Origin of the sequence: Pusillimonas sp. DMV24BSW_D (assembly GCF_011388195.1) — a bacterium.
Lineage (GTDB): Bacteria > Pseudomonadota > Gammaproteobacteria > Burkholderiales > Burkholderiaceae_B > Neopusillimonas > Neopusillimonas aestuarii.
Window position 1 is genome coordinate 773,423 of sequence record NZ_CP049990.1, and the last position, 21,808, is coordinate 795,230.

A 21,808-nucleotide genomic window follows, 5' to 3' on the forward strand; every position below is an offset into this window, starting at 1 on the left:
CTTTCTGGGTGGCCATCAACGATTTTTCCTCTTTTCATTTGTATTAGTCTACGATTTATAAACATATTGTGAGTGAAAGTTATTTTCTGGGGGAGTGATGACTGTCGAACTCGTAAGAGCGGAAATACAACGATTTCTGGAAACAGACGATCGTATTGCCCTATGCTTGAGCGGGAAATGGGGCGTTGGCAAGACTCACACGTGGGACACGTTACTTGCACAAGCATTTTCCACTGGGAACGTTAGTCCAGCGCGATATTCCTATGTGTCGCTATTCGGCTTGGAAAGCTTAGGAGATGTACGTCGTTCGTTGTTCGAGAATACGGTTGAATCTGCGGCATTTAAGCCTGCCCAACCTTTTCAACCCACTCTCAACAGGGTTTCCAATCGCCTATCACAGTTAGCATCAAAATGGCGTGCGGGAACAGGTGTTATCCGCGGGCTTCCAATCATTGCAGACTATAGCAGTCTTGTAGAAAAGGCGGGTTTTCTAGATGTGCGCGACCAAATCGTTTGCTTTGACGATCTGGAGCGCATGAGTGACAAGCTAGCTCTCAAAGATGTGCTTGGCCTGATCTCAATTCTAAAAGAACGGAAGCGATGTAAAGTCATCTTGCTGCTCAATAGTGAAGTGCTTACGGGCAACAATGATGAAGCCTTTCGGATTCAGCTTGAAAAGATTATCGACATAAAACTAGAGTTTTCTCCAACACCCATGGAGGCCGCTGCAATTGCAGTTCCCGATCAAACATCACAAAAATTTAAGTGGGTTGCGGATAACGCTATTGCGCTCGGTATCTCGAATATAAGAACGATATTCAAGCTCCTGCGTATCGCCAACCGTTTAGAAGAGATTCTTTCGAGCTATGATGAGCGGATTCTGAAACAGGCTATCCATAGTGCCTGTTTGTACGGATTCGCCCTGTACCAGCCTACTGATGCTCCACCTATAGAAAAAATCGTCAACTCTACACCCTGGGCTCACTTGTTCGCAAAAGAAGAGGCAAAAACACCCGAAGAAAATCGCTGGTTGGAACTACTGGATCGCTACGACTATGGTAGTACCGATGCTTTCGATTTGCAGGTGCTAAGTAGCTTAAGGCAAGGGTATTTTGATGTTGTTGGTTTGAAGCGGGAGGCGGAAATATCCGCTGCAAATCTTATTTTGCAGGATCACGATAAGTCATTCACGGAAGCCTGGGACCTCTATCACGATTCATTCGACGAAAATGATGAGGAGTTTGCTTCAAGACTAAAACAGTCAATTCGCGACAATGCCGCCGCGATAAGCCCGGCGAATCTCTCGGCGTCAATTGCAGTACTGAAAAAAATTGGTCGCGCCGATGGTATTAGCGATGTAATCAAACAGTACGTCAACAGCCGCAACGAAGACAAGGTATTCTGGAGTGGCGACGAATTCGACCCGCATTGTTCGATAGACGACCCGGACGTCCAATCCGCTTTTGCCGAGAAGGCAACTGAGTTTGAGGACGACAAACATTTGCCGGATGTATTGGCTGGTATTGTCCGTACTAGCGGCTGGAGCGAGGGCACACTAAAGTTCATCAATAGCCACAGCGAACAAGACCTATACGAACTCCTGAAGCAGCTCAAAGGCGAAGAGCTTCGCCTAGCAATTTATGGACTCACCAATTTCCGGAGGATTAGTAACGCCGATGAACTAATGCAGAGCATTACGACGAAAGCCATGGCGGTGTTGCAGAGAATTGGCCAAGAAAGTCCAATCAATCGCTCCAGAGTCGAAAAGTTTGGCATCGCTGTACCCAGCAGTGATGTGGTCGACAGTACGCAGATTGACTGATAAATTTAATGGCGCATGTGTCCGCTACGGGTCGAAAGCCGCCCGTCCGCTCACGACCCATTGCTGACGCTCGATTTCTGCTGAGTAACGTCAGCCTGGAAGCGGTTGGTGAGAGTCGTGCACTCAACGCATGCTCTCAACTGTATAAGTTCATCGGGGACAAGCAATCTCTCAGACTCGACAATAGAGGTCCAAGTGCACTTTTGATCTTGTAAAAACCACAGAGTCTACCCAGCAACGCAAGATGCTTAATATCGTAAAGCACGCTACGCAGCGCGACGCCCTTGCGCCCTTGGTTAGTTCAAGCAGCACTTCTTGTATTTGCGACCACTGCCACAGTGGCAGGGCTCATTTCTCCCGAGTTTTTTGCGCTGCCCACCCCTCCGCAAGTATTGATGGGGTGCATTAAGAGCCTGAGTTGCTGGCTTCATGTCTGCAGTTAGCTCATCCAGCTCCTCAGAGGGCTCCCATGGAAAGTCCAACGTGACACCGAACTGGACTTGCCCATCCGGATCCACGGAGACGCCAAACCATTGTGCTGCCCGTTGCTTGTACTTGCGCTTGGCACAATGGGTCTTCAGCACGGTCATGGCTTCGGGGGTTGCTACTGGATTGCAATGAAAGCTGACGCCGCATGGTGGTGTGCTGGATGCCAGCGTCACGTCGTGCCGTTTCCCGACGAGCTGTGTGTTCCGCGTGATGATCTCGAGTATGCGATCGACGTTTCTACATGAATCTTCGCTCATCGAGAGCAAATGAAATCCGAGCTCAAGAACTGCCGGATCCGGCCTTGCTTCTATCTCTTTGATGAGGCCCTCGTAGCGGGTTCCGCGCATCTTCGTAAGGATGCCCTCAGGCGTATCGTCTCCAAGCTGGTTATCCCTGCGAACCATCATCGCCGCGTCCAGGTCTTGCGCGATGGAGTCATCGAGCATGACGCAGTTGTACTTCTCATCTAACCATAGGTTCTGCTTCAGGTGATAGCCGAGCACGGTCAGTTCGTGCCCGCTCATCAGCTTGTCCGAGGCAGCCACACGCAGCTTCACATAGCTCAGAAGTCGCAACGGTGACGCCAGCATCTCCGTCAGAGTATCGAGAAGGAACACGTCCAGCACAAACGGAGGCCGGATAACATCTGTGGTTTGGAACTTCAGTGATTGGCTCGACTGAAACGCCAGTGCTGGATAGTGTTCCGAAACTAGGCTGAATAGGAAGACCTCTTTAATACTTGCAGGAAGCTCAACTTCGTTGCTTTCATCGTCCACCAACCGACAACCACCTGCAAGCATCTCGTTGGCGCACACCCAGCCCTGGTCGTAGGAATCTTGGATGGCAGCAACGAAGTCTGTCTTCAGTTGATTGTCGTTCCCCTTACGCGCCGCGATCGTCAGTTTCTTCGCCTTGGCCTGCACGATGATGAGCCGGTCTCCGTAGATAACTAAAACATCAGCCTCCCCCACGATGTCCTTGCCACGATGCAAGTTCACATTCACATGAACGTGTTTGCGGCCGAAAACCTCGGCCAGCCGACGCGCGGCGAACTGCTCAGTGAAGGCGCCGCGATGCTTGGCGGCCTGCGGGCGGTAGGGCTTATCGTCCCACATCCAGAAAAACGGAGACTCGTACAGAGCCTCGTATATGGCGTAGTGTAAAAAAAGGAGCACTGTCCCCCGGTCAGTCGGAAGCAAGGGGAAAGCAGCGACCTCATTGAAGTCTCCCACCTCCTTGAACGCGGCGTTGTCCCCTTTAAAGAGGAAGGCACAGAAGAACGCTCGGACTATGTCTTGAGCAACTCCGCTATGAAGCGCCACTTCATCCAGCGAAAACTCGAATGCGGGCAACCATGTTTCAGGCTGGGCCTTGGCTGCTCTGGCGTCCGCAAAGAGTTGCGTCCCCTTTTCGTCCATCAACGCGCACATCGTCTTCGCGATGACCCTCGCTTGGCCAGAAGTAAAACCTTTGGCCTGGAGCATCCAGTCGTCATCGGCTTCATACTTCTCAGGCACGAAATCTCTATACTGAAAGGCGTAGGCTGATTCGGTGCCGTAGAAGATGGGCTCTCGCATTCCAGGACCGCGCCACGGATCCGGTGGCTTTTTCCCTGCCTTCACCGCCTCGAACATAGCCGCAAACATCGGATAGGACATTGCGTCATGCAGCTCCTTCATGAGGGAGTCGGTGCGCATGACGTAGTCCTCGACCACATCAGACGGCTGCTGGGATAGGTTCAAAGGTTTCTTGGCCATTAAGCCAATCAGAGTCGTCAATTCTGTCCGATTCAGCCGCTCACTGCTGAACAACTGGTCCATATCGGATGGCTCCAGCTTGCCCTTGATGTGGATGACGTTGTCGCGATGACAGATGTGCGCAATCGCATGAACGTACCCGGGCGAAGCGGCTAGCGTGGCCAGATCCTCAAGAATCTGGGATTCTTCCCTCGGCTTCTCCATGGCCCTCCCTTTTAAGTGTGCAATCTGCTGCCGTACTTTTACGTCGCCCGACCGGGGTAAACACCGCGATGCCAGGTAGGCGTGGTGTTGCCATTTCTTTGTGAGCTCTGAAACAATATGATACGCTCCAGCCCATGTAAAGAAGAACAGTCGGGGTAGTCTAATGGCAAGTGTAATGCGTACATTCCTGATTGCTAGAACGAAAAATAACGAATTGCTGTACGGCCATTCCATCGTCTGGGAGCTTTCGGGGCTGGACTACGTCATCGACACCTGGAGGAAATGCCAACTGGGTGAAATTTCAATCTACTTCAAGGATCTGCAAGATGGGGCCGAGGTGAATGCCGCATTGAAGGAAGGCATTTTTAATCTTGCTCCGGAACTCGATATTTGTATTTCCCTAGATTTGCCGGAGTCAGAAACTTTCTTCATAGAGAAAAGCTACGACGAAGAAAACTTCAATCCACTCTCAGGCCTTTGCTCTTTTGCGACGGTATACTTTCGTGAGCTTTCAGCAGATAGCGGAGATCTGGCCGATGTCCCGCGTCGTTACAAAGAAGCATTTGAAAGAATCAAAGACGACTTCCATATCGACATACTGGCGAAGCCGCATCTGTTGGGTAGTTTCACAGTGTTCCGCCCCACTAGAATCGAGGAAGAATTCAAAGGTTTTCAAAGCGATACCGCGGCGGGTTATAGGATACGTCTCCTCGATTATTTCCAGTTATATGAAGGAGCTAAGGTATGCCTAACGGCTGTCGCGGGGCATGACACTCACACAACGGAACTGACGCTGGACGATGACCTGCACGTCATAGATTGTGGATTTGTACCTGATCGACATGTAACAACTATAGAGCTGAATGGACAGATCATCTATCGATCCAGTTTTTCTTTAGTGAAACACATCAACTTTACAGCGCATGTAGTGGAAGAAAAGCAAGTGCGAATCGGCGACAAGGTGATAGTCCAGAAAAGATCGTCGGAGGACCGCTTTGATGTCTAAATGGGCGGAACGAAGGCGCACGATCCATGCGGAGTCAGACTACGATCCCCTGACGTCGATTCCCATGCTTGAAGAAGGACTGTTCGACGAAACCTTGGCAAGAAAGCGTATTACCGATGCTTTCGATGCCGCCCATTCGCGGAATATCGTCATCCTCGACCCTTACCTGCTGTCTTCGGATATTGCTTTGATTCTTGAGCTTTTTGCAACCCAGGCAGACAGGAACATTACCGTGATCACGCATCTGAACCGGATCAAGGGGGAGAATGGCAAATCACCGCCTAAGTTGGAAGAGGCTAGGCGCCTGGAGGCTATTGTTAGCGAATTGAACCAGAAAGGTATTTTCAGTTCATTCGAAATCATAGTCACTAAGTTCGATTTTCATGATCGGTTCTTTTTCTGTACGGACGAAGATAAAGACGGTGTACTGCTCGCCTCAGGTGGTTCATTGAGCATGTTGCTCAAAAGTTACTCTGGACTAATTAGAATCAACAACAGGACGTTCAGGCGCATGATTGCGAAGTTCGTTCAGCTCGCCCAATCCGATGGCTGGGGCTTGCCGCAATACATACAGGAAAACCATGGACCTCGAACAGCTAAAGGAATGCGTCAAGTCGGGACGTCATATCAGGAAGGACGCCCAGGTCCGATTGCCGCGCGAGGATGAGGTCAAGATTTATATCTACATTGACCTAATCAAGTACGGTGTCATCTATGAAGCAGGGTATTGGCTCGATTCCGATTTCGCCAAAGCTTTTAAGTCCTTGTCCATTGAGACCAAGGCCGAGCTTGCCGAAATAGATGGAAACTTGGTACTGCCGGCCGCCTTACTTACCGAACTTTATCAACTGGACTACCCGGCATGGACCAATAGCGGGAACGCCATGATCAAGGAAATGGTCCTGGCATCGGCTATCGTGGACAACAGACTGGACCTGATCGACAAAGATGATTACTGGGCGCTTTACCGGTACTTCGTTAACACGCGTCTAGAGTTGACCAGTCTAAGCGACTTCTCAAACCCGCTGTTCGTGAAATTCATGCTGGACAAACTGATCACGGAAAAACGGGTCATTTTTACCTGGATCGTTCAAAACCTGATATCCATGATCCGGGCTTCGTCTCTGCGTCCGGCCGAGCATGAGAAATTCTTCGTGGAGCTGTTTAAGGAAAGCCAGTACGTCCAGGGTGAGCGCGCAGACCTTTTTCTAGAAGCAGTGGAAAAGCATCCACGCTTATTCTGCTTACTTATTAAAGACCGATTGTCGATAGATCCCTTCAGCAAGCAGACCAATTACTCGCAATGGTTACGAGACAGTGAAAAGTTCTTGTATTTGGGTAAACTGCGCACGATCAAGGGGGTCGACACCACGGCTGGCGTGGCGGATTTTGATCGCCGATTGATACTGTACAAAGATATGAACCGGTGTCCGCGAGGGCTGGGAAGGTTTTCGTAAGCTCGTAAGCTTTACCTGGCACTTAGCCTCAATAGTTTAGCTAAGCGGCTGCTTCTGGCCGTTTGCAGGCGAAGAAAGTTGTTTAGTAGCAGGGGAAACTGGTGTTTTCAGATTTTTTGATTAATAGTGAGAAAACTTCCGGAAATTTTTATTAATTGTGAGAATCGACATGATGGTTTATTGAGGTGTTTTTGTTTGAGTCGGGCTGCCTTTTGGGGTGGCCGGGCGGCGGGGCCATCGCACGGCCCCTGCGGGGCTTCCCGTTGGTTGCGCCTGCGGGTGGATTGTTATAGATCTTAGTTTAGTGGGTTGAGTGTATGCACGAAATCGAGAAAGCCTGGAGCTAGCAGGCGAGGACATGGAAATGGTAAAAATGACAAGATTCAATACTGGGCAAGTGGGTGAGTTCTCCGTGGCGGCAGCGCTTGCTAGGCATGGTTTCACGGTAGCCCTGCCTTCCGGTAACGCCCCAAACTGAGTCGAGCCGGGAAAGAAGGGCCCCAAAGGGTTAGATGGTTAATTTTGAAGAGCAGGCCACTTATATTCTAATTTCACCACGGACATTGACTTCGATGCCAATCTAGAACCTCAGGGTTTGCTCGGTCGGACTTTTCTTTAGGTTGGCGAAGAGAGGCGCCATCCAATTTTCCGTAACTCGTACTTGCTAGTTCAGGTGAAACTCGTACGGTCATTGTTTCGGAATCAACGGCGATTAGCCCTAAGTCAAACAAAGTATGGATGTCTGCTCGTAACAGTAGGCCATTAGATACAACGTTGGTGTGATCACCTTTATAGGGGTGGATGTGTGCTGCCTCGAGCACTGCAGATAGATTACAGCCCGTAACGGCACAGGTATTGTCATAGGCTACTAGCAGAGCTTTGCGGAATGTTGGTTGACCCCTGCGCCGAATAATATCTGTGGAGATGCGTTGCCTGGCGTCATTTACGTTTATAGGATCAAAAGCGATTGCTCTTTCTGCATTCTTTTCTGCGGTTATTAACGCATTATCGATAGGATTCGAGACCTGTCTTATTGATACACCAAATCGATTCCCTGAAGATGCATCGGCATAAATTTCCCAGACACCGTGTTGAGCAGGGTCGTAGAGTTCAAAGGTGCTTTTCCCAATTTTGAATAGCTTGTCATAGCGGCTATCTTGATCTGTTCTTCGCGGTTTTCTGTTTTGTAAGTAACCTGTTCGAGCAGGGGAGTTAACCGACAACATATAAAGATCGGTTAGGTTCTTTGAGTTGTACTCAGGGTGGTGAGCGAGGATCCAGTCTTCGACCTGTTTTCGGCCAGCGATACCGCCAAGTTGATTCACAGCATCAAGAGCCTTTTCCCAGGTGCGACTTTCTTTTTCGCTATTCACGTCTATTTGTTTTTGGAGAGCATCGCCCTGAATGATCTCGATCAGCTTCGCTTTTATGGCCGTACCGACATTTACGGCAGGTTTGAGGCCAGGTATCCAGGGTAGGCCTAATTCATCAAGTACCGCAGAGATGTTCTGCATTCTGTACTCGAATGCCTTCGCCGAGCGTTCAAATCGCGAAGCTAAATCTTCATAGAAGTGCTTTTTGGAGTAGGTAACTCCAGCTTCTTGCATCTTTGCCATTTGGCGATATGCGTCTACAGCGGCAAGAAGCTCTTCTTCGCTCCAGTCTTTAGCCATGCTCCACCCCCTTGAATACTTATTTGCCTTAGAAGAAACTGAATTGTTCAAGCTTTTATGGCGGATGTTACTAGAAAATATTGGGTGGAGCCGACTCGGCTTATTCGTATTGTGAATCGGCCAGGGTTTTCTAGACAGCTACGTCCCCTACAGCTGGACTAACCAGCCAATTTGTCGGCCGCACCCTGTAGTCCGCTAAGGATACTGTTCGCTACATGTTCAGGAAATTTCTCGGGCAGCATTGCACGAACCGAGCGCACGACTTCCGGCGTCTTTTCCACCATATCGCCGAGCACTACTTCGGCACCACGGCCATCCGGCGCCACGATGCCATGCTCTTTCCCCACAGCCAGCCAATGTCGGCGCACAATATCCCGCATGACCCAGTGCGTGTTCTTTGAGCGCACCGCCATGGCCATCTTGGCCTTAAATGGGGATAATTGGTTCGCGCCTCTTCCTATAACAGGATAAGCAGAGAGCACGTCGTACAGCGGAGTGAGTTCGTAGGTGCCGCCAGGGCGCAGGAAAATGCTGAAGTTCTTCGCATGGCCATCGGTGGCGCGAAGCATCCAAAAAAGGACTTGGGCCTGGAAGAACGTACGGCGATCACGGTCTGGGTCTCTGGATGTGGCCAGCAGTTTCATAATGGTGCGCACGCCGGGGCCGCCGTCCGATTCGTACTTCAGGTGTGGCGGGGTTCCCGTTGCCTGGCACATGTCTTCCTGCGGTAGTCGAAGAAGCCATCTTTTGCCTTCTTCGTTTTCCCACCACATACGGTCGAAGCGCTCGACTGCAAGTACTTTCATGTCCTCGAACTGAAGGATTTGCGTAGAGGCTACCGGTACACCATATGCGTGCAGAATTTTCGAGCATAGCCATTCGTTCTCAATCGAATCGTTCATGTCGAACTTAAGGTTGCCGACCAGGCCCAGCGGCAGTTTCAAAATATGTGTAGTGGGTGTCGCGCCATGTGGCAGACACCATTGGTTATTGAGCCACGACAGGGCTGTTTTTTCCTGCGCACCCGCGATGGAAATCCGAAAGTCAACATCATCATTGTCTCGGTTGATTTTTGACGCCGGCGCTAGGGTGTTGCGCAGTATTTGAGCCACCTCGGCATCGTTCAGCGGGGTTGCCGTCACTTCTTGAACGCTTTCGGGGGGCGCGCTGTTGGGGAGTACCTGCAACGCACCCACGCAATCCCGTCCAATCTCTGCCAGCAGCGCGAACGCTTCCGTTGAGCTTGTCTGAAACCGGCGTGCGACGCGTTCGCGGATAGCTTTGCTGTCTGGAAGCAGATTCTCGAAGTAGGCGCGTACGGCATCGCCACGATGCGGTTGGTTGCCCGGCGTAAAGGGCAATGACAGGGACAGCGGCCGGCCTTGGCTGGCGTTCACCCAGTTGTCGTCGTACTGCAATATTTCGCCAACGTGGGGCCGCACACGCCACGTGCCGACGAAAGCGCCGTTCATCCAAAGGTAAAGAGTCTGTGTGTGAGAGCGTCGACCCATGACTTACCAGTTCGGGTCGGTTGGCGGCTTTGGCGTGGAGGAGTCGCTACCCTGGCGCAGTACCAGTTCCACACCCAGGATGCTTAGAAGCGCCAGCAGTCGGTCGGCGCTGACTTTTTCCGCGTTGCGCTCTAAGGCAGAGAGTGTTTGTTGCGTGACACCCAGGCGCATGGCCACGGCGGACTGGGTTAGGCCAGCTTGTTTGCGAAATGCTTGGAGCAGCACCGGAAGTTGCTCTGCAGTGCGAATAGTGAAGTCTGCCATACAAGTCTCACGCTGTATTTTCAATTTACTAATTTTAGTTTGTAAAAATAAAATACGCAATATAGTATGTTTTTCTGAATTACAAATCAGAAACTGTATATTAATTTTACAGCCCCTATCTTGTAAAGCGGTTGAATCGACCCAAAGCGGCCGCTGGCACCGGCGGTTCTTGTACTATTAAAAATGGGAGCGGGATCAACGCGTTGGATGCATAATTTTTTACTCACTTCAAGGAGCATGATTATGTTGATATTAAGTGAAAGGCGAACCGCCACCCGAGTAATCTCCATTACGGCGCGCAATGCAGCGCATCGCATGGCCCTCATGCTTTGCGCCACGGCCATGGCGCTATTTACCATGCAAGCCTTCGCGCATCACGGCTGGGCCTGGGCGCAAGAGGAGCAGACCGAGTTGAAGGGCACTATCACCGAGATTTCAATGGCGCCGCCACATCCGGCCCTGCGCGTGAAGGACCAGGATGGTCGTGTGTGGCAAGTCGATCTGGGAAACCCGAGCCAGACACAGCGTTCAGGTTTCTCCGGCGACACTGCCAAAGTGGGCGATGACATTACGGTATTGGGCAACCGCACCAAAGAGCCGAACAAGGCGCATATAAAAGCCGTGCGCATTACGGTTGGCGGTAAACAGTACGACATGTATCCAGAACGCATCAAGCAATAACGACACGGCGATGACAGGTTTTCTGCACGCCATTTCCGGCTGGCCCGGTGCCGCCTTCCTGCAGGAATACTGGGTCGCCTATCTCGTTGTTAATGCAGCTCACATCCTGGGTATTGGGCTACTTCTTGGCGCGATCCTACCGCTCGATTTGCTTCTTTTGCGTTCAACGCGCGGGCGGGATCTGCCGACCCTTGGCCCTTTTCTTGTAAGCGTAGCGGCGACGGGCACCGCACTCGCGGTGACGACAGGGCTTTGGTTATTCTCAGTGAAACCGGTGGAGTACGCAGAAAATCCGGCTTTCCTTTTCAAGTCCACACTGCTTGTACTGGCAGTCTGCAACATCGCACTTCAGCATCGCGGCGACCACTTTGATACAGCCCTGCGCAGCGGCCAGCCATCTGTGCGAGTTCGAGTCTTGGCCGCCACGTCCGCCATTCTTTGGCTTTCTGTCCTAGTAGCCGGCCGCTGGATAGGTTTTGTCTGAGATGATGTAATGGGTGGGAGATTGTCGGTGGGTAGTTAGATGCGTTCCCGCATCACCTTCTGCAAAATTCGATCCAACGCACCCGCAAATGCCCTTCTGTCTGCCTGGCTGAACGCAGCCGGCCCGCCGGTATCAACACCACTGCTGCGTAACTCATCCATCATGTCGCGCATCGACAGGCACTGGCTTATATTGTCGGCGGTGTAACGCTCGCCGCGTGGGTTCAGCACCAGCGCGCCTTTATTTAAAACCTCGCTTGCTAACGGAATGTCTGCGGTAATGACCAGGTCGCCGGTATTTGTGCGTTCAACAATGTAGTCGTCGGCCACGTCGAATCCGCGCGGTACCTGCACGGCACGAATCAAAGGTGATGGCGGTGTGCGCAGCATTTGATTGGCCACGAGCGTGAGCGGCAGCTGTGCTCGCTGCGCCGCCCGATACAGAATGTCTTTGATTACGGCGGGGCACGCATCGGCATCAACCCATATGTTCATCTATTATCCTTTTGTACTTTAGTACGGGTGTGGCGCCTTAGTTGGAAGGTAGTATCTTATCAAGCGCGACACTAACCTAAAATTTATTTCTGGCTAAGGATGACGATGAAACGCGTGTTGTTATTAGCACTTATTGCCGCAGTATCTGTTGCTGCCTATTTCTACATTTCGTTGAAAACAGAAAATCAAACGCTGCAAGAACAGATTGCTAACTTGGAGCGCCGGAATAAAACACTGGCTTCCAACATGGCGCGTGCCGCGCTTGTAAGTCGAATCTACGCGGCATCGGCCAGTGGCATTAACGGGGGCCCTACGAAAGACGATTTGGAACGAGGCAACAAGGTTGTTGATTTCGTGCTTGCCAACAAGCCTACGGTGGAGCAGGACTTTAAGAGCTGTTGGGATCGGAAGCTGAATACAACGTCGTGGGGTTCGATGGGGCCTTATGGCCTTACGGAAGCGTGCATTGATAAAGTCAAAGACGATGCCGTGGCCGTGATGCTTTTTGATTTGTACAAGGCGAAGGAGAATGCCAGGTACGAATGTGCAAAGAAAGGCGAGAACCGTTACGACATGGCGGTAAATTGCTGGGCCGATGCATCACATCGGTTTTTAATGGGGCTGGATGCGGTTTTCTTTGAAATCGTCACCGAGGGGGATAAAAAGACTTATAACCCGCTTACTTTTACGGCGTCGCAAGAGCCTGAGCCGGCAAATTAACAGGCTCCGTCTTAAGCGTTCGGATTCAGGTAACAACCTTTGCGCAAAGAAACAGCCCAAATCCAAACACGATATGGGTCGCCAGGCTTATAGCGCGGCTGTGCCATGGGCGAGGGGTTTCGGCGGCTGCAAGCCCGGCGCCCAGCGCCGGCTGAAGCACCAGCCAGGGCAACAGAACCGTTGCGGCCCCCCAGCATAATGCGGGTAATAACGTAGGGTCGCGAAACCATTGCGGGCCAATCAAATAGACGAAGGCAGCAGGCAGTGCGATTCCGGCAAGGTAGTGCAGCACCCAGCCGAATAATTTCTCGCCGCGAACCGCAGAGGCATTCTGAATAGATGGATGAAACCACACCCCCTTAGCCCAGTGCCCGCACCAGCGTCCCAGCATGGCGTAATCCAGTGTGCGCATACCAAGGGATCTTAGCAATAACGACCACAGGTCCATGATTACTGTTGCGCCAATGCCAACGAAAGAGATTGCCAGCAAAGTAGATGTATTCATAAAGCCACCGTTCTCGTATAGGGTTACATTGTGGCTTTCACTATAGAGGTTCAAGTTAACTTGAACGCAAGGGGCTGGTATGGATATTTCAGAGGTCGCCAGGCGAACAGGTATGGCAACATCAACGCTTCGCTATTATGAGGAAAAAGGCTTGATTCACTCTGTTGGCCGGCGGGCGCAGCGGCGCATATTCGGCCCGCGGATACTGGATCAGTTGGCGATTATTGCCCTGGGGCGTGCCGCCGGGTTTTCGTTGGATGAGATTGGCGACATGCTTCATGCAAATGGCAAGGTGCAAATCAACAGGCAGAAACTGACTGCCAAGGCCGAAGAGATTGATCGCTCGATTAAGCAATTGAAAGCGGTACGCGACGGCTTGCGCCATGCGGCCAATTGTCCGGAAAAGAGTCATCTTGATTGCCCGACTTTTCGCCGGCTTATGGATGCGGCCGGTTCGGGGCAGCTTAAGCCGTTAATACCGGCGGTGATAAAAAACCGCTAACGCGACGACTTTGACTATGAAACGGGAGCAGCGCCATGCGCCAGATACTGCTTGTTGTTGATGTGCAATCAACCTTTTCACCGCCCAATTGGCTGGTCGCGGGTATTGGACGCGTGATTGAACGTATCCCCTCTATTGCCACAATTGAATTACACGACGAGGCGCACACACCCTTCCAGAGTCAGTTGGGCTGGCGGCCTGCAGCGCAAGACACGTGTTTGGTGGTGCCGGATCAGGTATTCGTTAAGCATGGTTATACGCCGCCTGCCGAAGTGTTGGCCTATTTGAAGCGCTTTAATCCAGACCGCGTCCTGGTGTGTGGTGTTCAAACGGAAACGTGTGTGTTGGCGGCGGGGTTTGCGCTGTTTGATGCCGGGTTGCATCCCACGCTGGTAACGGATTTAACGGTTGGTTCGTCGTTAGACCGGTCGGGGCAGCTTGGTATTAGTTTGTGGGAACATCATTTCCGCAATACGGTGTCGTCTGATCAGTTGCTCGCGGGTTTTGATTAAACGGGGAATTGCTCAATGGTTTGCCGCAGGCGTAGCAGGGTGGGCTCCAATTGTGCCAAAGGCACCGAACTCAAACCAATTCGAAGAGCGTGCGGTACATGGGGTGTGGTGGCATAGGCCTCGGCTTTCGAGACGGCAATCTCGTTCTTGGCTAATGCGGCGGCAATTCTGTCGGCGCGCAAATCTTCGGGTAAGGGCAGCCACAAGAATAGCGCGTTGGGGTGCGCGGTGAACGCCATGTTACCCAGTATTTTTCTTGCAATGGCCTGGCGTTGTTGCGCGTCGGCACGCATGTGTTTTTCGTGTTTTGTTACCGCGCCGCTTGCGATCCAGCGCGTGGCCATGGCGGTGATGATGCTGGGCGCACTCCAGTAGGTGGCGCGGATGACCGACCTGAATTGTTTTGCATAGGTATCCGGTACCACCACAAAGCCGAAGCGCAGGCCGCTTGCCAGGCTTTTCGACAAGCTGGAAACATAAATGGTGCGTTCCGGCGCCAGCGTTGCGAGTGGGGGCGGCGATTTACCGGCCAGGAAGGCGTACGACGCATCTTCAATCAGCATGCAGTTGTGCTGCCGGGCGATGTTCGCCAATTGGTGTCGCTGTTGGGCCGTTAGCACCCAGCCCAGGGGGTTGTGCAGGGTGGGCATGGCATAGATTGCCCGAATGCGTTCGCGGCGGCATAGCGCGTTGAGCGCGTCCAGGTCGGGGCCGCCGGCGTGGTAGGTAATGGGCTTCAATGCCAGGCCATGCAGGTGCGCCGCCATTTTGAAGCCGGGGTAGGTTAAGGCATCGACCGCAACGCAATCGTGCGGGCGTAACAAGGTGCGTATGGCAACATCCAACCCTTGTTGCGCACCGTTCACCAGGAAAACCTGTTCTGCTTTGGTTTGAATGCGGCGTTCCGCAGTTAGGAAATCGGCAACGATTTCCCGTTCGTGGCGCCGGCCGCCGGGCGGTTGCTGATGCATGAGTGCGGCTAGATCGCCCGAGACTGCCAGTTCACGCAGCATGGTTCGCAGCAGGTCGGCTTGGCCGGCCCAGGTGGGGTGGTTGAATGAAAGGTCTGCGGCGGTGCGGCTTAATCTGGCTTCGTCATCGCTGTCCCACTCGCGTTGCAGGGGGCGATCGCGCACAAAGGTGCCGCGCCCTGTTTCACCAATAACCAGCCCCATGGCAGTGAGTTGTGCGTAGACCTTGCTGGCCGAGGCAACAGCCACACCATGCCGGGCGGCCAGTTGGCGATGGGTGGGCAACGCGCCGCCGGGCGGCAGCTTTCCGCTTTGAATATCGCCCGCCAGTAACTGCACGATAGACTTTACGGTCGACGTCGACACCATCAATGTACCTAGGACAATTTTTTGATTGTTCTATTTTAGCCGTTCAAACTATCTCCCTGCCAAGATTGATCTGTCAAAGGAGTGTTTATGTCCCGCGTCGCCATTTCCTCAGGCACCCACCCTGTTCCCGTTCTTGAGTTTCTGCGCCGGCAATTGAACGGCACGTTGAAGGAAGGCGATGTAACGCATATGCGTTACCCCACGGCTATTTCCCAATTGCTGGGGTTTCGTATTGTTGAGATCGGTGAAGGCACCGCAGTGCTGCAATTCGAAGCGAACGCCGAAATACACGGCAATCAGCAAGGCACCGTGCATGGGGGGTTACTGTGCGAATTGGCCGACGCTGCGATTGGCACGGCGCATTCCACCTTAATGCAGGAAGGCGAAAGCTTTACCAGCATTGACCTGAAAGCCAATTTTCTGCGCCCTGTTTGGGTCTCTACGTTGCGCGCCAGTGCCTGTGCCTCGCACCGCGGACGCACGATTAGTCATTACCAATGTGAAATCAGGCGCAATGAAGACAACAAGGTGGTGGGAACGGTTGAAAGCGTGGTGATGACGTTAAGGGGGGATGCGGCGAAGGGGCGTTGAAACGGAATCAACGGTGGTTGCATCTAATGGGTAAGACGTGGCGATTCCCGTCACGCACTTTTGGAGCATCCTCATGATTCGTCCTGTTATTGCTGCAGCTGCAACAGCTGCTACGTTTGCTTTTGCCATCGGCGGTGTTGCCGCCGCAGAGCCTTCCGTTTTGCACGCTCCTCCCCCCGCGCCACACAAAGCGGTGAGTTCATTGGTGAAACTGCCGGATTTCATTCCGGGTATGGGGCAGCTTTTTGTCGATCCAGATAGCTTGCCCGCCGGCCCTTTTCTGGGATACGACCGCGACGGTAAGCTGGTTAATACCACCTATATGATTCCGTTGTCGCTGATGACGCCGGAAATGAATCTGAATGATCTAAACGCGCCTGCAGGGTCGGTTGATCACGTTGATATTGTGTATAACGCGGGCCACCCCGGCGTTGCAGAGCCACACATTCATATCGTGCTTTGGAATGTGCCGACGAATGGGGAAAGTCGGGTTGCCAAATGAAAGCGTTCGTCGATAATGCGCGCCGGCGCGTTTTGCTCTCGGGTGGCGCCGGTTTGTTGCTGTCAGCCCTTTCTTCCAGGCGTTCTGTTGCCGCTGAAGCGGTTGAAATCAGCATGTCCGGCGCTGCATCTGGCGCACATGTTTGGTTTCGTCCACGTGGTTTGTTCATACAACCCGGCCAAACCGTTAGATGGGTCAATCATGAGGTGGGAAATGTTCATACGGTCACCGCCTATCATCCCGACAATGGCAAACCCCTGCGAATTCCCGACGGAGCCGCGTCTTGGGATTCCGGCTACTTAATGCCCGACGAATCTTTTGCACTGCAGTTCGATAAGCCGGGTATTTACGACTACTTTTGTATCCCCCATGAGCATGCGGGAATGGTCGGCCGAATCGTGGTTGGACATGTCGATGCCTCAGTGCGGCCCTACGCCACGACCGACGCGCTATTGCCGGCTGCGGCGGTTGCCGGTTTTCCCGATGTCGCCGGCATTCTAAAGAATAGAGATTAAATTTACCCATGCTTGCAACCTTACCGACCCCTTCCACAGAAAATCGTCCTTTTATGGGAAGCTCACGCGTCTCAGATCGGATCCGCTCTCGACTGCTTGCAGCCGGGCACCGCTATCATGCCAATGACAATATTGCTGCGTTTATAGAGAACGGCGAAATGCACGCGATGCATGCAGAAGTCGAAAATTGTGTGCGTGAAATGCTCAAGGCCCTGGTGATCGATGTTGAGAATGACCACAATACCGCCGACACCGCAAAACGTGTTGCCAAAATGTTTATTCGCGAAGTGTTCCAAGGGCGCTATGAACAAGCGCCTTCAATAACGGCGTTTCCAAATATCTCACAACTAAACGAGCTGATGGTTGTGGGGCCGATTAGGGTACGTAGCGCTTGCTCACATCATTTGTGCCCTATTATGGGCAAGGTGTGGATCGGTGTGCGGCCCAACGCATCGTCAGACTTAATTGGTTTGTCCAAGTACGCGCGTATTTGTGAGTGGATTATGAGCCGCCCGCAAATACAGGAGGAAGCGGTTGTGATGCTTGCCGATGAATTGGAAGGGCATATAAAGCCGGATGGTTTGGCCGTGGTGATGGAAGCGAGCCATTTTTGTATGCACTGGCGAGGCATTAAGGACGATGGCGCGTTGATGAAAAACGTTGTCATGCGCGGTGCTTTCAAAGATGATAAAGCACTTCGGGACGAGTTCTATAGGCATTTAATTTAGGGTTGCCATGCAAACCACACAATTAAAAACACCCCTCATTTACTCAGAAGCTACGCCGGAAAAAGAACTCATTGCGTCTGCTGCGTTTGGCAACGACGAAGCCTTTGAAATGATTATGCGCCGCCATAATCGGTTGCTATTTAGAACAGCGCGCAGCATTTTGAACAGTGATACAGAGGCCGAAGATGCGCTGCAGGAGGCTTATTTGCGGGCCTGGCAAGCGTTACCCAATTTTCGCCTGGAGGCCAAACTTTCAACTTGGTTAGTACAAATTGTCGTGAACGAGGCGCTTGGGCGACTGCGGCGTAAAAGTGCTCAAATTATTCCTTTGGATACCACCATCAATTCATCTGATCCTGAAGTGCAGGCCTCGTTAATGGATAAGTCCGACCAACAGCCTGAACGGTTTGCAATGCGGGCGCAGTTGCGCAAGATAATAGAGGCGCATATTGAGCAGCTGCCCGACTTGTACCGAACAGTGTTTGTGTTACGTGCCGTGGAGGAGTTAACGACACAAGAAGTTGCGTTGGCATTAAAAATGCCGGAGGCAACCGTGCGTATTCGATACCATCGAGCCCGCAGCCTTTTGCGTGCGAGTTTGGCGAACGATATTGATATAACGCTGGACGATGCATTTTCATTCGACGGCGCACGTTGCGATCGCATCGTTAATGCCGTGTTGGCAAGGGGTAAGTCTTTACATTTTCCTCGAAAGCGCGGCCCGATTGATCAGGAGCTAACGTAACTTGCTCTGGCTGAGCCGGGATGACTCACCCTGCTGCCGGCCAGTTGTTGATTACTTCTTAATCGTCGTTGCTTCTGCTAGCATTGTCTCCAAAACCACTAAAGGAGACGCACCATGACGCAATTAACTTATGTGTTGGTTCACGGGGCTTGGCATACGGGGGCGGAGCTTGAGCCCACGGCAGAGCATCTTCGTTCGCGCGGCCATTTGGTCATGTGCCCTACTTTGGCGGGAAACCGGCCCGGCGATGATCGTGCCACGATTGGCTTGGAGGACGCGGCGCAGTCGCTGGCGGCATACCTCGACGAACATGATTTGAACGAGGTGCGCCTGGTGGGGCATAGCTACGGCGGTATGGTGATTTCGCGGGTGGCGGATTTACGCCCCGAACGTTTGGCACGCTTGGTTTATGTGAATGCGTTTGTGCCTGATCCCGGCGAGGCGCTGAATGATTTAGTACCGCCGCATTATGTTGAGCTTTTCGATGCGGTTTCAGCGCAGAACAATGGTGCGGTGATGTTGCCGTTTCCGGTATGGCGCGAGGCTTTCATTAATGATGCTTCGCTAAGCTTGGCCACCAGCGCCTATGAAAAGCTGAATCCGCATCCATATAAAACGTTTCAAGACGGCATTGTGTTAAGCCAACCTATGGCGGCCAGCCCTGTTCCGAAGAGTTATGTGAATTGTCGCGAAGACACCGCATTGCCGCAAAGCCTGGGATGGCATCCACGCTTGTCGGAGAAGCTGGGGCTGTTTCGTTATGTTGAGTGCAGCGGAAGCCACGAGGTGTGGTTTACCGACCCGCAGGCGATTGCCGATGCCATTGAAAAAGCGGGGCGTGATTAGTGCATTTGCGGGCGCAGGTCTAGACTTCACACCACGCTTCGTTTCATAATGGTTTCATTATTCTGATGTAGTTTGCTAAACAAGCAGCGCCCACCACTGTGGGCGTAACAATTAAGGGGCGATGCAAATGGGCATTAAGCGTAGGGATTTCATCAAGGGCTGCGCTGCGGCGGGAACGTTAATGGTGCCGGGCATGGCCATGGCCGCACAAGTGGCTAATGCAAATAATGTGCAGAACGCCGCAATGAACGCACGTATTGAAAAATCAATCAAAGCAAGCTTCGGCGGGGGCTTTTCGGTACAGGCCCATACGCAATCCGCCGGGCTTACCTACGCCAACATCGAGCATTTTGGTAACCGGTATAAGGTTGCATCGGCCGACTTGCTCGATTGGAAGATCGTGAGCGCCGTTTAGGCAACCTTATTTTTTAAGCATAATTTTTAAAGGAAATAAGCCGTGTCCGAACAGATTAAGCGCATTCGCATCCATCCAGGTATCGGTCTTGCCCGTCTGGGAAATAGTGACGAGTTTTTTATTGGTCCTGAGGCGCCGGGGGTGGTGGTGGATCCAGGTGGCAGCGGCGGCCCAGGGCCCAACGGCGGCACCTACCGCGATGGCCAGGCGCGGTTGAAGCGTCAGGCGCAGCGCTACCGGGTGTATGCCTACGACGCCAACGATAAAGTTATCGGCGAGCTAACGTCCGACTCAGACGCGGTTAAATCCTTGCGTTGGCGGGTTCACGTGCGCAATATGAAGTCGGCCAATTATGCGTTTCAGGGCGCTTATTTGTTCGACCCTGATAAGTTGCGCAACCCATCTATTCAGCCAGGCAAGAAGCCCATTGAGCGCGACCAATTAATTATTGATCCGGGTGTGCACACGATTGCTTCGGGTCAGAAAGACCCGGTCGTCATGAAGGGCGATGTCTTCACGGGTATTGAAAAAGGCACCTTGCCCGGAGAGTTGCGTTTTGAAGGGTTTACGCCGAAGGATCCTTCCAAGGAAGTGGAGGTCACCTACACTGCGGCGAAAGATATTGAACTGGGCCAGCTTCGTCTGGACGATAAAGATCGATTGGTGTTTGTGGCCGCGCCGGGGAAAGGTGAAAGTGTCACCACGCCCAAGGTGATTATGTCGAACCCCAGTGAAACCATGTCGCCGCCGAATGGGCCCGATAATGGCCAGAACCCGCTAACGAACCAGTTTGCTTATTTCAATATTCCAGGTTGGTGGGACGACACCTGTGGCGGTGAAATCGACGTTACCGTGACGTTGAACGACGGCACGGTGCTGAGCACGCGCGACAACGTGAAATCGGAAACGGACGACGGCACGCGCAATCCCACGAATGGGGCCTGGGTTGTCACCGCTCCGCCGAAGTATTCGCCTTATATGTATCATGTGGTGTCGATTCGCGATCGCGTGTACGAGGCTTTCCCTGAGTCTTACCCTTACGCCAACCAGAAAACGAATTTCTATCGCGATGTGTATCCGATCTTCGCCAATGCGGTGAACTATGGTTGGGTTAGCGCCGAGGCGGCGGGCCTTACGGGTGAAACAAAGGGGCGCGCCCATGGCCCGAATCAACCGGGTAATTTGCTGAATGCCGATTATCTGAAGTTGTTGTCCGACCCAAGCGAACAGATGAAGCCCATTCGGCAACGAATTTATAGCTTAATGCGTCATGCGCCAGGGAAGAACAGCAAGCTCGTTGATTCGCTCATGCCGCCTCCGCCTCAGCGGCCGACTAGTTGGAAGAACGAAGAGTTCCAGCGCGAAGAAGACGCCTCCAAAATGCCCAAGTTGTGGGGTACGGGCGGTAAACCTTTGCAGAATGAGCAATTGGGTATCGACTTGCCAGACCAGTTCCTGAGCCTGACCGATTGGCAGTTGAAACACATGCAGAATTGGGCCGACGGTAACTTCGATGTTGGCACACCCATTGAACCCAAACCGTTTGATCAGTTGCCGTTGAACGAGCAACCGCATGCGTTGGATAGTTCAGCACTTGAACCCACTATTGGGGGCGGTTTCCACCCAGGTATCGAGTTTCCTTACTTGATTATTTACCGCGAGTATTTTGCTGAGGCGTTTCGTGTGGGTAAAGATGTCGAGGCGGGTTCGCTGGCCGCGTATATGTCCAGCCCGTGGCAGGGCGACTTCTGGTCATGCAACGAAGCTTGGTGGCCCACACAACGGCCCGAGGTGGTGTTTGAATACGATCCGGCAACGCAAACTCGAACACACAAAGAGTGGTTCCGTGGCTACGATGCAGAGGGCGAACCGCTTTCGTCTACCGACGGTTACCAGCAAATGGATTATGCTTGGCCGAGATTGGGCATGGTGTTGCCCATGAAGAATAGCGACGGTAGTTTCGTGAAGGATAAAGGATCGATTGTGTTCACCGAGCAAGAGCGCGATCCGGCCTTGAACAAGCCGTCGACCAAAGCATCATAATT

The 21,808-nt window shown here is 52.5% G+C and carries 24 protein-coding genes; 17 read left to right on the plus strand and 7 right to left on the minus strand.

Annotation, left to right across the window (positions count from 1 at the left end; translation table 11 throughout):
* The first annotated feature begins 97 nt into the window (after positions 1–97).
* Positions 98–1,822, plus strand: coding sequence for a hypothetical protein (locus G9Q38_RS15210; RefSeq protein ID WP_205962337.1), 1,725 nt, complete (start codon positions 98–100; stop codon positions 1,820–1,822).
* Positions 1,823–2,118: 296 nt separating this feature from the next.
* Here the strand turns inward: G9Q38_RS15210 and G9Q38_RS15270 are convergent, their stop codons facing one another.
* Entirely contained in the window at positions 2,119–4,272 is a 2,154-nt protein-coding gene (locus tag G9Q38_RS15270; protein WP_166127924.1) for an SEC-C metal-binding domain-containing protein, read from the minus strand.
* Between the two features lie 175 nt (positions 4,273–4,447).
* Between G9Q38_RS15270 and G9Q38_RS03730 the strand changes: the two genes are divergently transcribed.
* The 3 genes from G9Q38_RS03730 to G9Q38_RS03740 are packed head-to-tail and all read left to right on the plus strand — an operon-like array spanning position 4,448 to position 6,735.
* On the plus strand, positions 4,448–5,278 hold the full coding sequence (locus tag G9Q38_RS03730; RefSeq protein ID WP_166127926.1) for a hypothetical protein: 831 nt from the start codon (positions 4,448–4,450) through the stop codon (positions 5,276–5,278).
* On the plus strand, positions 5,271–5,945 hold the full coding sequence (locus G9Q38_RS03735) for a hypothetical protein (protein WP_166127929.1): 675 nt from the start codon (positions 5,271–5,273) through the stop codon (positions 5,943–5,945). Before G9Q38_RS03730 ends, G9Q38_RS03735 begins: the two co-directional genes overlap by 8 nt.
* Positions 5,860–6,735, plus strand: coding sequence for a hypothetical protein (locus G9Q38_RS03740; RefSeq protein ID WP_166127932.1), 876 nt, complete (start codon positions 5,860–5,862; stop codon positions 6,733–6,735). Before G9Q38_RS03735 ends, G9Q38_RS03740 begins: the two co-directional genes overlap by 86 nt.
* A gap of 551 nt (positions 6,736–7,286) precedes the next feature.
* On the opposite strand, the gene G9Q38_RS03745 is transcribed toward G9Q38_RS03740, so the two are convergent.
* From G9Q38_RS03745 to G9Q38_RS03755, 3 genes are all read right to left on the minus strand, one after another.
* Positions 7,287–8,408 (minus strand): HNH endonuclease, encoded by a 1,122-nt coding sequence (locus G9Q38_RS03745; protein ID WP_166127934.1) that lies wholly within the window; start codon positions 8,406–8,408, stop codon positions 7,287–7,289.
* A 158-nt stretch (positions 8,409–8,566) separates the two neighbouring features.
* Positions 8,567–9,919: a type II toxin-antitoxin system HipA family toxin gene (locus tag G9Q38_RS03750; RefSeq protein ID WP_166127938.1), complete on the minus strand. Its 1,353-nt coding sequence runs from the start codon at positions 9,917–9,919 to the stop codon at positions 8,567–8,569.
* A 3-nt stretch (positions 9,920–9,922) separates the two neighbouring features.
* Entirely contained in the window at positions 9,923–10,183 is a 261-nt protein-coding gene (locus tag G9Q38_RS03755; RefSeq protein WP_166127940.1) for a helix-turn-helix domain-containing protein, read from the minus strand.
* Positions 10,184–10,426: 243 nt separating this feature from the next.
* Between G9Q38_RS03755 and G9Q38_RS03760 the strand changes: the two genes are divergently transcribed.
* Together G9Q38_RS03760 and G9Q38_RS03765 are read left to right on the plus strand one after the other, a co-directional pair.
* Positions 10,427–10,864: a DUF6152 family protein gene (locus G9Q38_RS03760; RefSeq protein WP_228276191.1), complete on the plus strand. Its 438-nt coding sequence runs from the start codon at positions 10,427–10,429 to the stop codon at positions 10,862–10,864.
* 10 nt (positions 10,865–10,874) lie between these two features.
* Positions 10,875–11,348: a DUF2214 domain-containing protein gene (locus tag G9Q38_RS03765; RefSeq protein ID WP_166127942.1), complete on the plus strand. Its 474-nt coding sequence runs from the start codon at positions 10,875–10,877 to the stop codon at positions 11,346–11,348.
* A 35-nt stretch (positions 11,349–11,383) separates the two neighbouring features.
* Here the strand turns inward: G9Q38_RS03765 and G9Q38_RS03770 are convergent, their stop codons facing one another.
* Positions 11,384–11,842: a YaiI/YqxD family protein gene (locus tag G9Q38_RS03770; protein WP_166127945.1), complete on the minus strand. Its 459-nt coding sequence runs from the start codon at positions 11,840–11,842 to the stop codon at positions 11,384–11,386.
* 105 nt (positions 11,843–11,947) lie between these two features.
* On the opposite strand from G9Q38_RS03770, the gene G9Q38_RS03775 reads away from it, so the two are divergent.
* On the plus strand, positions 11,948–12,562 hold the full coding sequence (locus tag G9Q38_RS03775) for a PilN family protein (protein ID WP_166127947.1): 615 nt from the start codon (positions 11,948–11,950) through the stop codon (positions 12,560–12,562).
* Between the two features lie 25 nt (positions 12,563–12,587).
* On the opposite strand, the gene G9Q38_RS03780 is transcribed toward G9Q38_RS03775, so the two are convergent.
* Positions 12,588–13,067 (minus strand): DUF2938 family protein, encoded by a 480-nt coding sequence (locus G9Q38_RS03780; RefSeq protein WP_166127950.1) that lies wholly within the window; start codon positions 13,065–13,067, stop codon positions 12,588–12,590.
* 79 nt (positions 13,068–13,146) lie between these two features.
* Between G9Q38_RS03780 and G9Q38_RS03785 the strand changes: the two genes are divergently transcribed.
* Together G9Q38_RS03785 and G9Q38_RS03790 are read left to right on the plus strand one after the other, a co-directional pair.
* Complete coding sequence (locus G9Q38_RS03785; protein WP_166127952.1) at positions 13,147–13,569, plus strand: helix-turn-helix domain-containing protein; 423 nt, start codon at positions 13,147–13,149, stop codon at positions 13,567–13,569.
* Positions 13,570–13,604: 35 nt separating this feature from the next.
* Positions 13,605–14,081: an isochorismatase family protein gene (locus G9Q38_RS03790; protein WP_166127954.1), complete on the plus strand. Its 477-nt coding sequence runs from the start codon at positions 13,605–13,607 to the stop codon at positions 14,079–14,081.
* Here G9Q38_RS03790 and G9Q38_RS03795 read toward each other — a convergent pair.
* Complete coding sequence (locus tag G9Q38_RS03795) at positions 14,078–15,421, minus strand: aminotransferase-like domain-containing protein (protein ID WP_370523877.1); 1,344 nt, start codon at positions 15,419–15,421, stop codon at positions 14,078–14,080. The genes G9Q38_RS03790 and G9Q38_RS03795 overlap by 4 nt on opposite strands.
* A gap of 87 nt (positions 15,422–15,508) precedes the next feature.
* Here G9Q38_RS03795 and G9Q38_RS03800 point away from each other — a divergent pair, with 87 nt between their 5' ends.
* The 8 genes from G9Q38_RS03800 (at position 15,509) to G9Q38_RS03835 (ending at position 21,806) form a co-directional block, all read left to right on the plus strand.
* The gene (locus G9Q38_RS03800; protein WP_166127956.1) at positions 15,509–16,012 is read left to right on the plus strand and encodes a PaaI family thioesterase; all 504 of its coding nucleotides are present in this window, start codon (positions 15,509–15,511) and stop codon (positions 16,010–16,012) included.
* 73 nt (positions 16,013–16,085) lie between these two features.
* Entirely contained in the window at positions 16,086–16,514 is a 429-nt protein-coding gene (locus G9Q38_RS03805) for a DUF5602 domain-containing protein (protein ID WP_228276192.1), read from the plus strand.
* Positions 16,511–17,029 carry a plastocyanin/azurin family copper-binding protein gene (locus G9Q38_RS03810; RefSeq protein ID WP_166127959.1) on the plus strand — a complete coding sequence of 173 codons (519 nt, stop codon included), beginning with the start codon at positions 16,511–16,513 and terminating at the stop codon, positions 17,027–17,029. The genes G9Q38_RS03805 and G9Q38_RS03810 overlap by 4 nt, the downstream gene beginning before the upstream one ends.
* An 8-nt stretch (positions 17,030–17,037) precedes the next feature.
* Positions 17,038–17,757, plus strand: a complete 720-nt coding sequence (gene folE / locus G9Q38_RS03815; RefSeq protein WP_166127961.1) for a GTP cyclohydrolase I — start codon at positions 17,038–17,040, stop codon at positions 17,755–17,757.
* 7 nt (positions 17,758–17,764) lie between these two features.
* Positions 17,765–18,502, plus strand: a complete 738-nt coding sequence (locus tag G9Q38_RS03820; RefSeq protein WP_166127964.1) for an RNA polymerase sigma factor — start codon at positions 17,765–17,767, stop codon at positions 18,500–18,502.
* A gap of 114 nt (positions 18,503–18,616) precedes the next feature.
* Positions 18,617–19,348: an alpha/beta fold hydrolase gene (locus G9Q38_RS03825; RefSeq protein WP_166127967.1), complete on the plus strand. Its 732-nt coding sequence runs from the start codon at positions 18,617–18,619 to the stop codon at positions 19,346–19,348.
* A gap of 127 nt (positions 19,349–19,475) precedes the next feature.
* Positions 19,476–19,763, plus strand: a complete 288-nt coding sequence (locus tag G9Q38_RS03830) for a twin-arginine translocation signal domain-containing protein (RefSeq protein WP_166127970.1) — start codon at positions 19,476–19,478, stop codon at positions 19,761–19,763.
* Between the two features lie 42 nt (positions 19,764–19,805).
* Positions 19,806–21,806, plus strand: coding sequence for a LodA/GoxA family CTQ-dependent oxidase (locus tag G9Q38_RS03835; protein ID WP_166127972.1), 2,001 nt, complete (start codon positions 19,806–19,808; stop codon positions 21,804–21,806).
* Positions 21,807–21,808: the final 2 nt, after the last annotated feature.

What these genes read in the sequence shown, in the direction of transcription:
- G9Q38_RS03830 (WP_166127970.1), top strand. Translation starts at nt 19,476, where the DNA reads ATGGGCATTAAGCGTAGGGATTTCATCAAGGGCTGCGCTGCGGCGGGA.
- G9Q38_RS15210 (WP_205962337.1), top strand. Translation starts at nt 98, where the DNA reads ATGACTGTCGAACTCGTAAGAGCGGAAATACAACGATTTCTGGAAACA.
- G9Q38_RS03795 (WP_370523877.1), bottom strand. Translation starts at nt 15,421, where the DNA reads ATGGTGTCGACGTCGACCGTAAAGTCTATCGTGCAGTTACTGGCGGGC.
- G9Q38_RS03790 (WP_166127954.1), top strand. Translation starts at nt 13,605, where the DNA reads ATGCGCCAGATACTGCTTGTTGTTGATGTGCAATCAACCTTTTCACCG.
- G9Q38_RS15270 (WP_166127924.1), bottom strand. Translation starts at nt 4,272, where the DNA reads ATGGAGAAGCCGAGGGAAGAATCCCAGATTCTTGAGGATCTGGCCACG.
- G9Q38_RS03730 (WP_166127926.1), top strand. Translation starts at nt 4,448, where the DNA reads ATGCGTACATTCCTGATTGCTAGAACGAAAAATAACGAATTGCTGTAC.
- G9Q38_RS03800 (WP_166127956.1), top strand. Translation starts at nt 15,509, where the DNA reads ATGTCCCGCGTCGCCATTTCCTCAGGCACCCACCCTGTTCCCGTTCTT.
- G9Q38_RS03745 (WP_166127934.1), bottom strand. Translation starts at nt 8,408, where the DNA reads ATGGCTAAAGACTGGAGCGAAGAAGAGCTTCTTGCCGCTGTAGACGCA.
- G9Q38_RS03805 (WP_228276192.1), top strand. Translation starts at nt 16,086, where the DNA reads ATGATTCGTCCTGTTATTGCTGCAGCTGCAACAGCTGCTACGTTTGCT.
- G9Q38_RS03785 (WP_166127952.1), top strand. Translation starts at nt 13,147, where the DNA reads ATGGATATTTCAGAGGTCGCCAGGCGAACAGGTATGGCAACATCAACG.
- G9Q38_RS03760 (WP_228276191.1), top strand. Translation starts at nt 10,427, where the DNA reads ATGTTGATATTAAGTGAAAGGCGAACCGCCACCCGAGTAATCTCCATT.
- G9Q38_RS03740 (WP_166127932.1), top strand. Translation starts at nt 5,860, where the DNA reads ATGGACCTCGAACAGCTAAAGGAATGCGTCAAGTCGGGACGTCATATC.
- folE (WP_166127961.1), top strand. Translation starts at nt 17,038, where the DNA reads ATGCTTGCAACCTTACCGACCCCTTCCACAGAAAATCGTCCTTTTATG.
- G9Q38_RS03750 (WP_166127938.1), bottom strand. Translation starts at nt 9,919, where the DNA reads ATGGGTCGACGCTCTCACACACAGACTCTTTACCTTTGGATGAACGGC.
- G9Q38_RS03820 (WP_166127964.1), top strand. Translation starts at nt 17,765, where the DNA reads ATGCAAACCACACAATTAAAAACACCCCTCATTTACTCAGAAGCTACG.
- G9Q38_RS03780 (WP_166127950.1), bottom strand. Translation starts at nt 13,067, where the DNA reads ATGAATACATCTACTTTGCTGGCAATCTCTTTCGTTGGCATTGGCGCA.
- G9Q38_RS03825 (WP_166127967.1), top strand. Translation starts at nt 18,617, where the DNA reads ATGACGCAATTAACTTATGTGTTGGTTCACGGGGCTTGGCATACGGGG.
- G9Q38_RS03765 (WP_166127942.1), top strand. Translation starts at nt 10,875, where the DNA reads ATGACAGGTTTTCTGCACGCCATTTCCGGCTGGCCCGGTGCCGCCTTC.
- G9Q38_RS03735 (WP_166127929.1), top strand. Translation starts at nt 5,271, where the DNA reads ATGTCTAAATGGGCGGAACGAAGGCGCACGATCCATGCGGAGTCAGAC.
- G9Q38_RS03755 (WP_166127940.1), bottom strand. Translation starts at nt 10,183, where the DNA reads ATGGCAGACTTCACTATTCGCACTGCAGAGCAACTTCCGGTGCTGCTC.
- G9Q38_RS03810 (WP_166127959.1), top strand. Translation starts at nt 16,511, where the DNA reads ATGAAAGCGTTCGTCGATAATGCGCGCCGGCGCGTTTTGCTCTCGGGT.
- G9Q38_RS03775 (WP_166127947.1), top strand. Translation starts at nt 11,948, where the DNA reads ATGAAACGCGTGTTGTTATTAGCACTTATTGCCGCAGTATCTGTTGCT.
- G9Q38_RS03770 (WP_166127945.1), bottom strand. Translation starts at nt 11,842, where the DNA reads ATGAACATATGGGTTGATGCCGATGCGTGCCCCGCCGTAATCAAAGAC.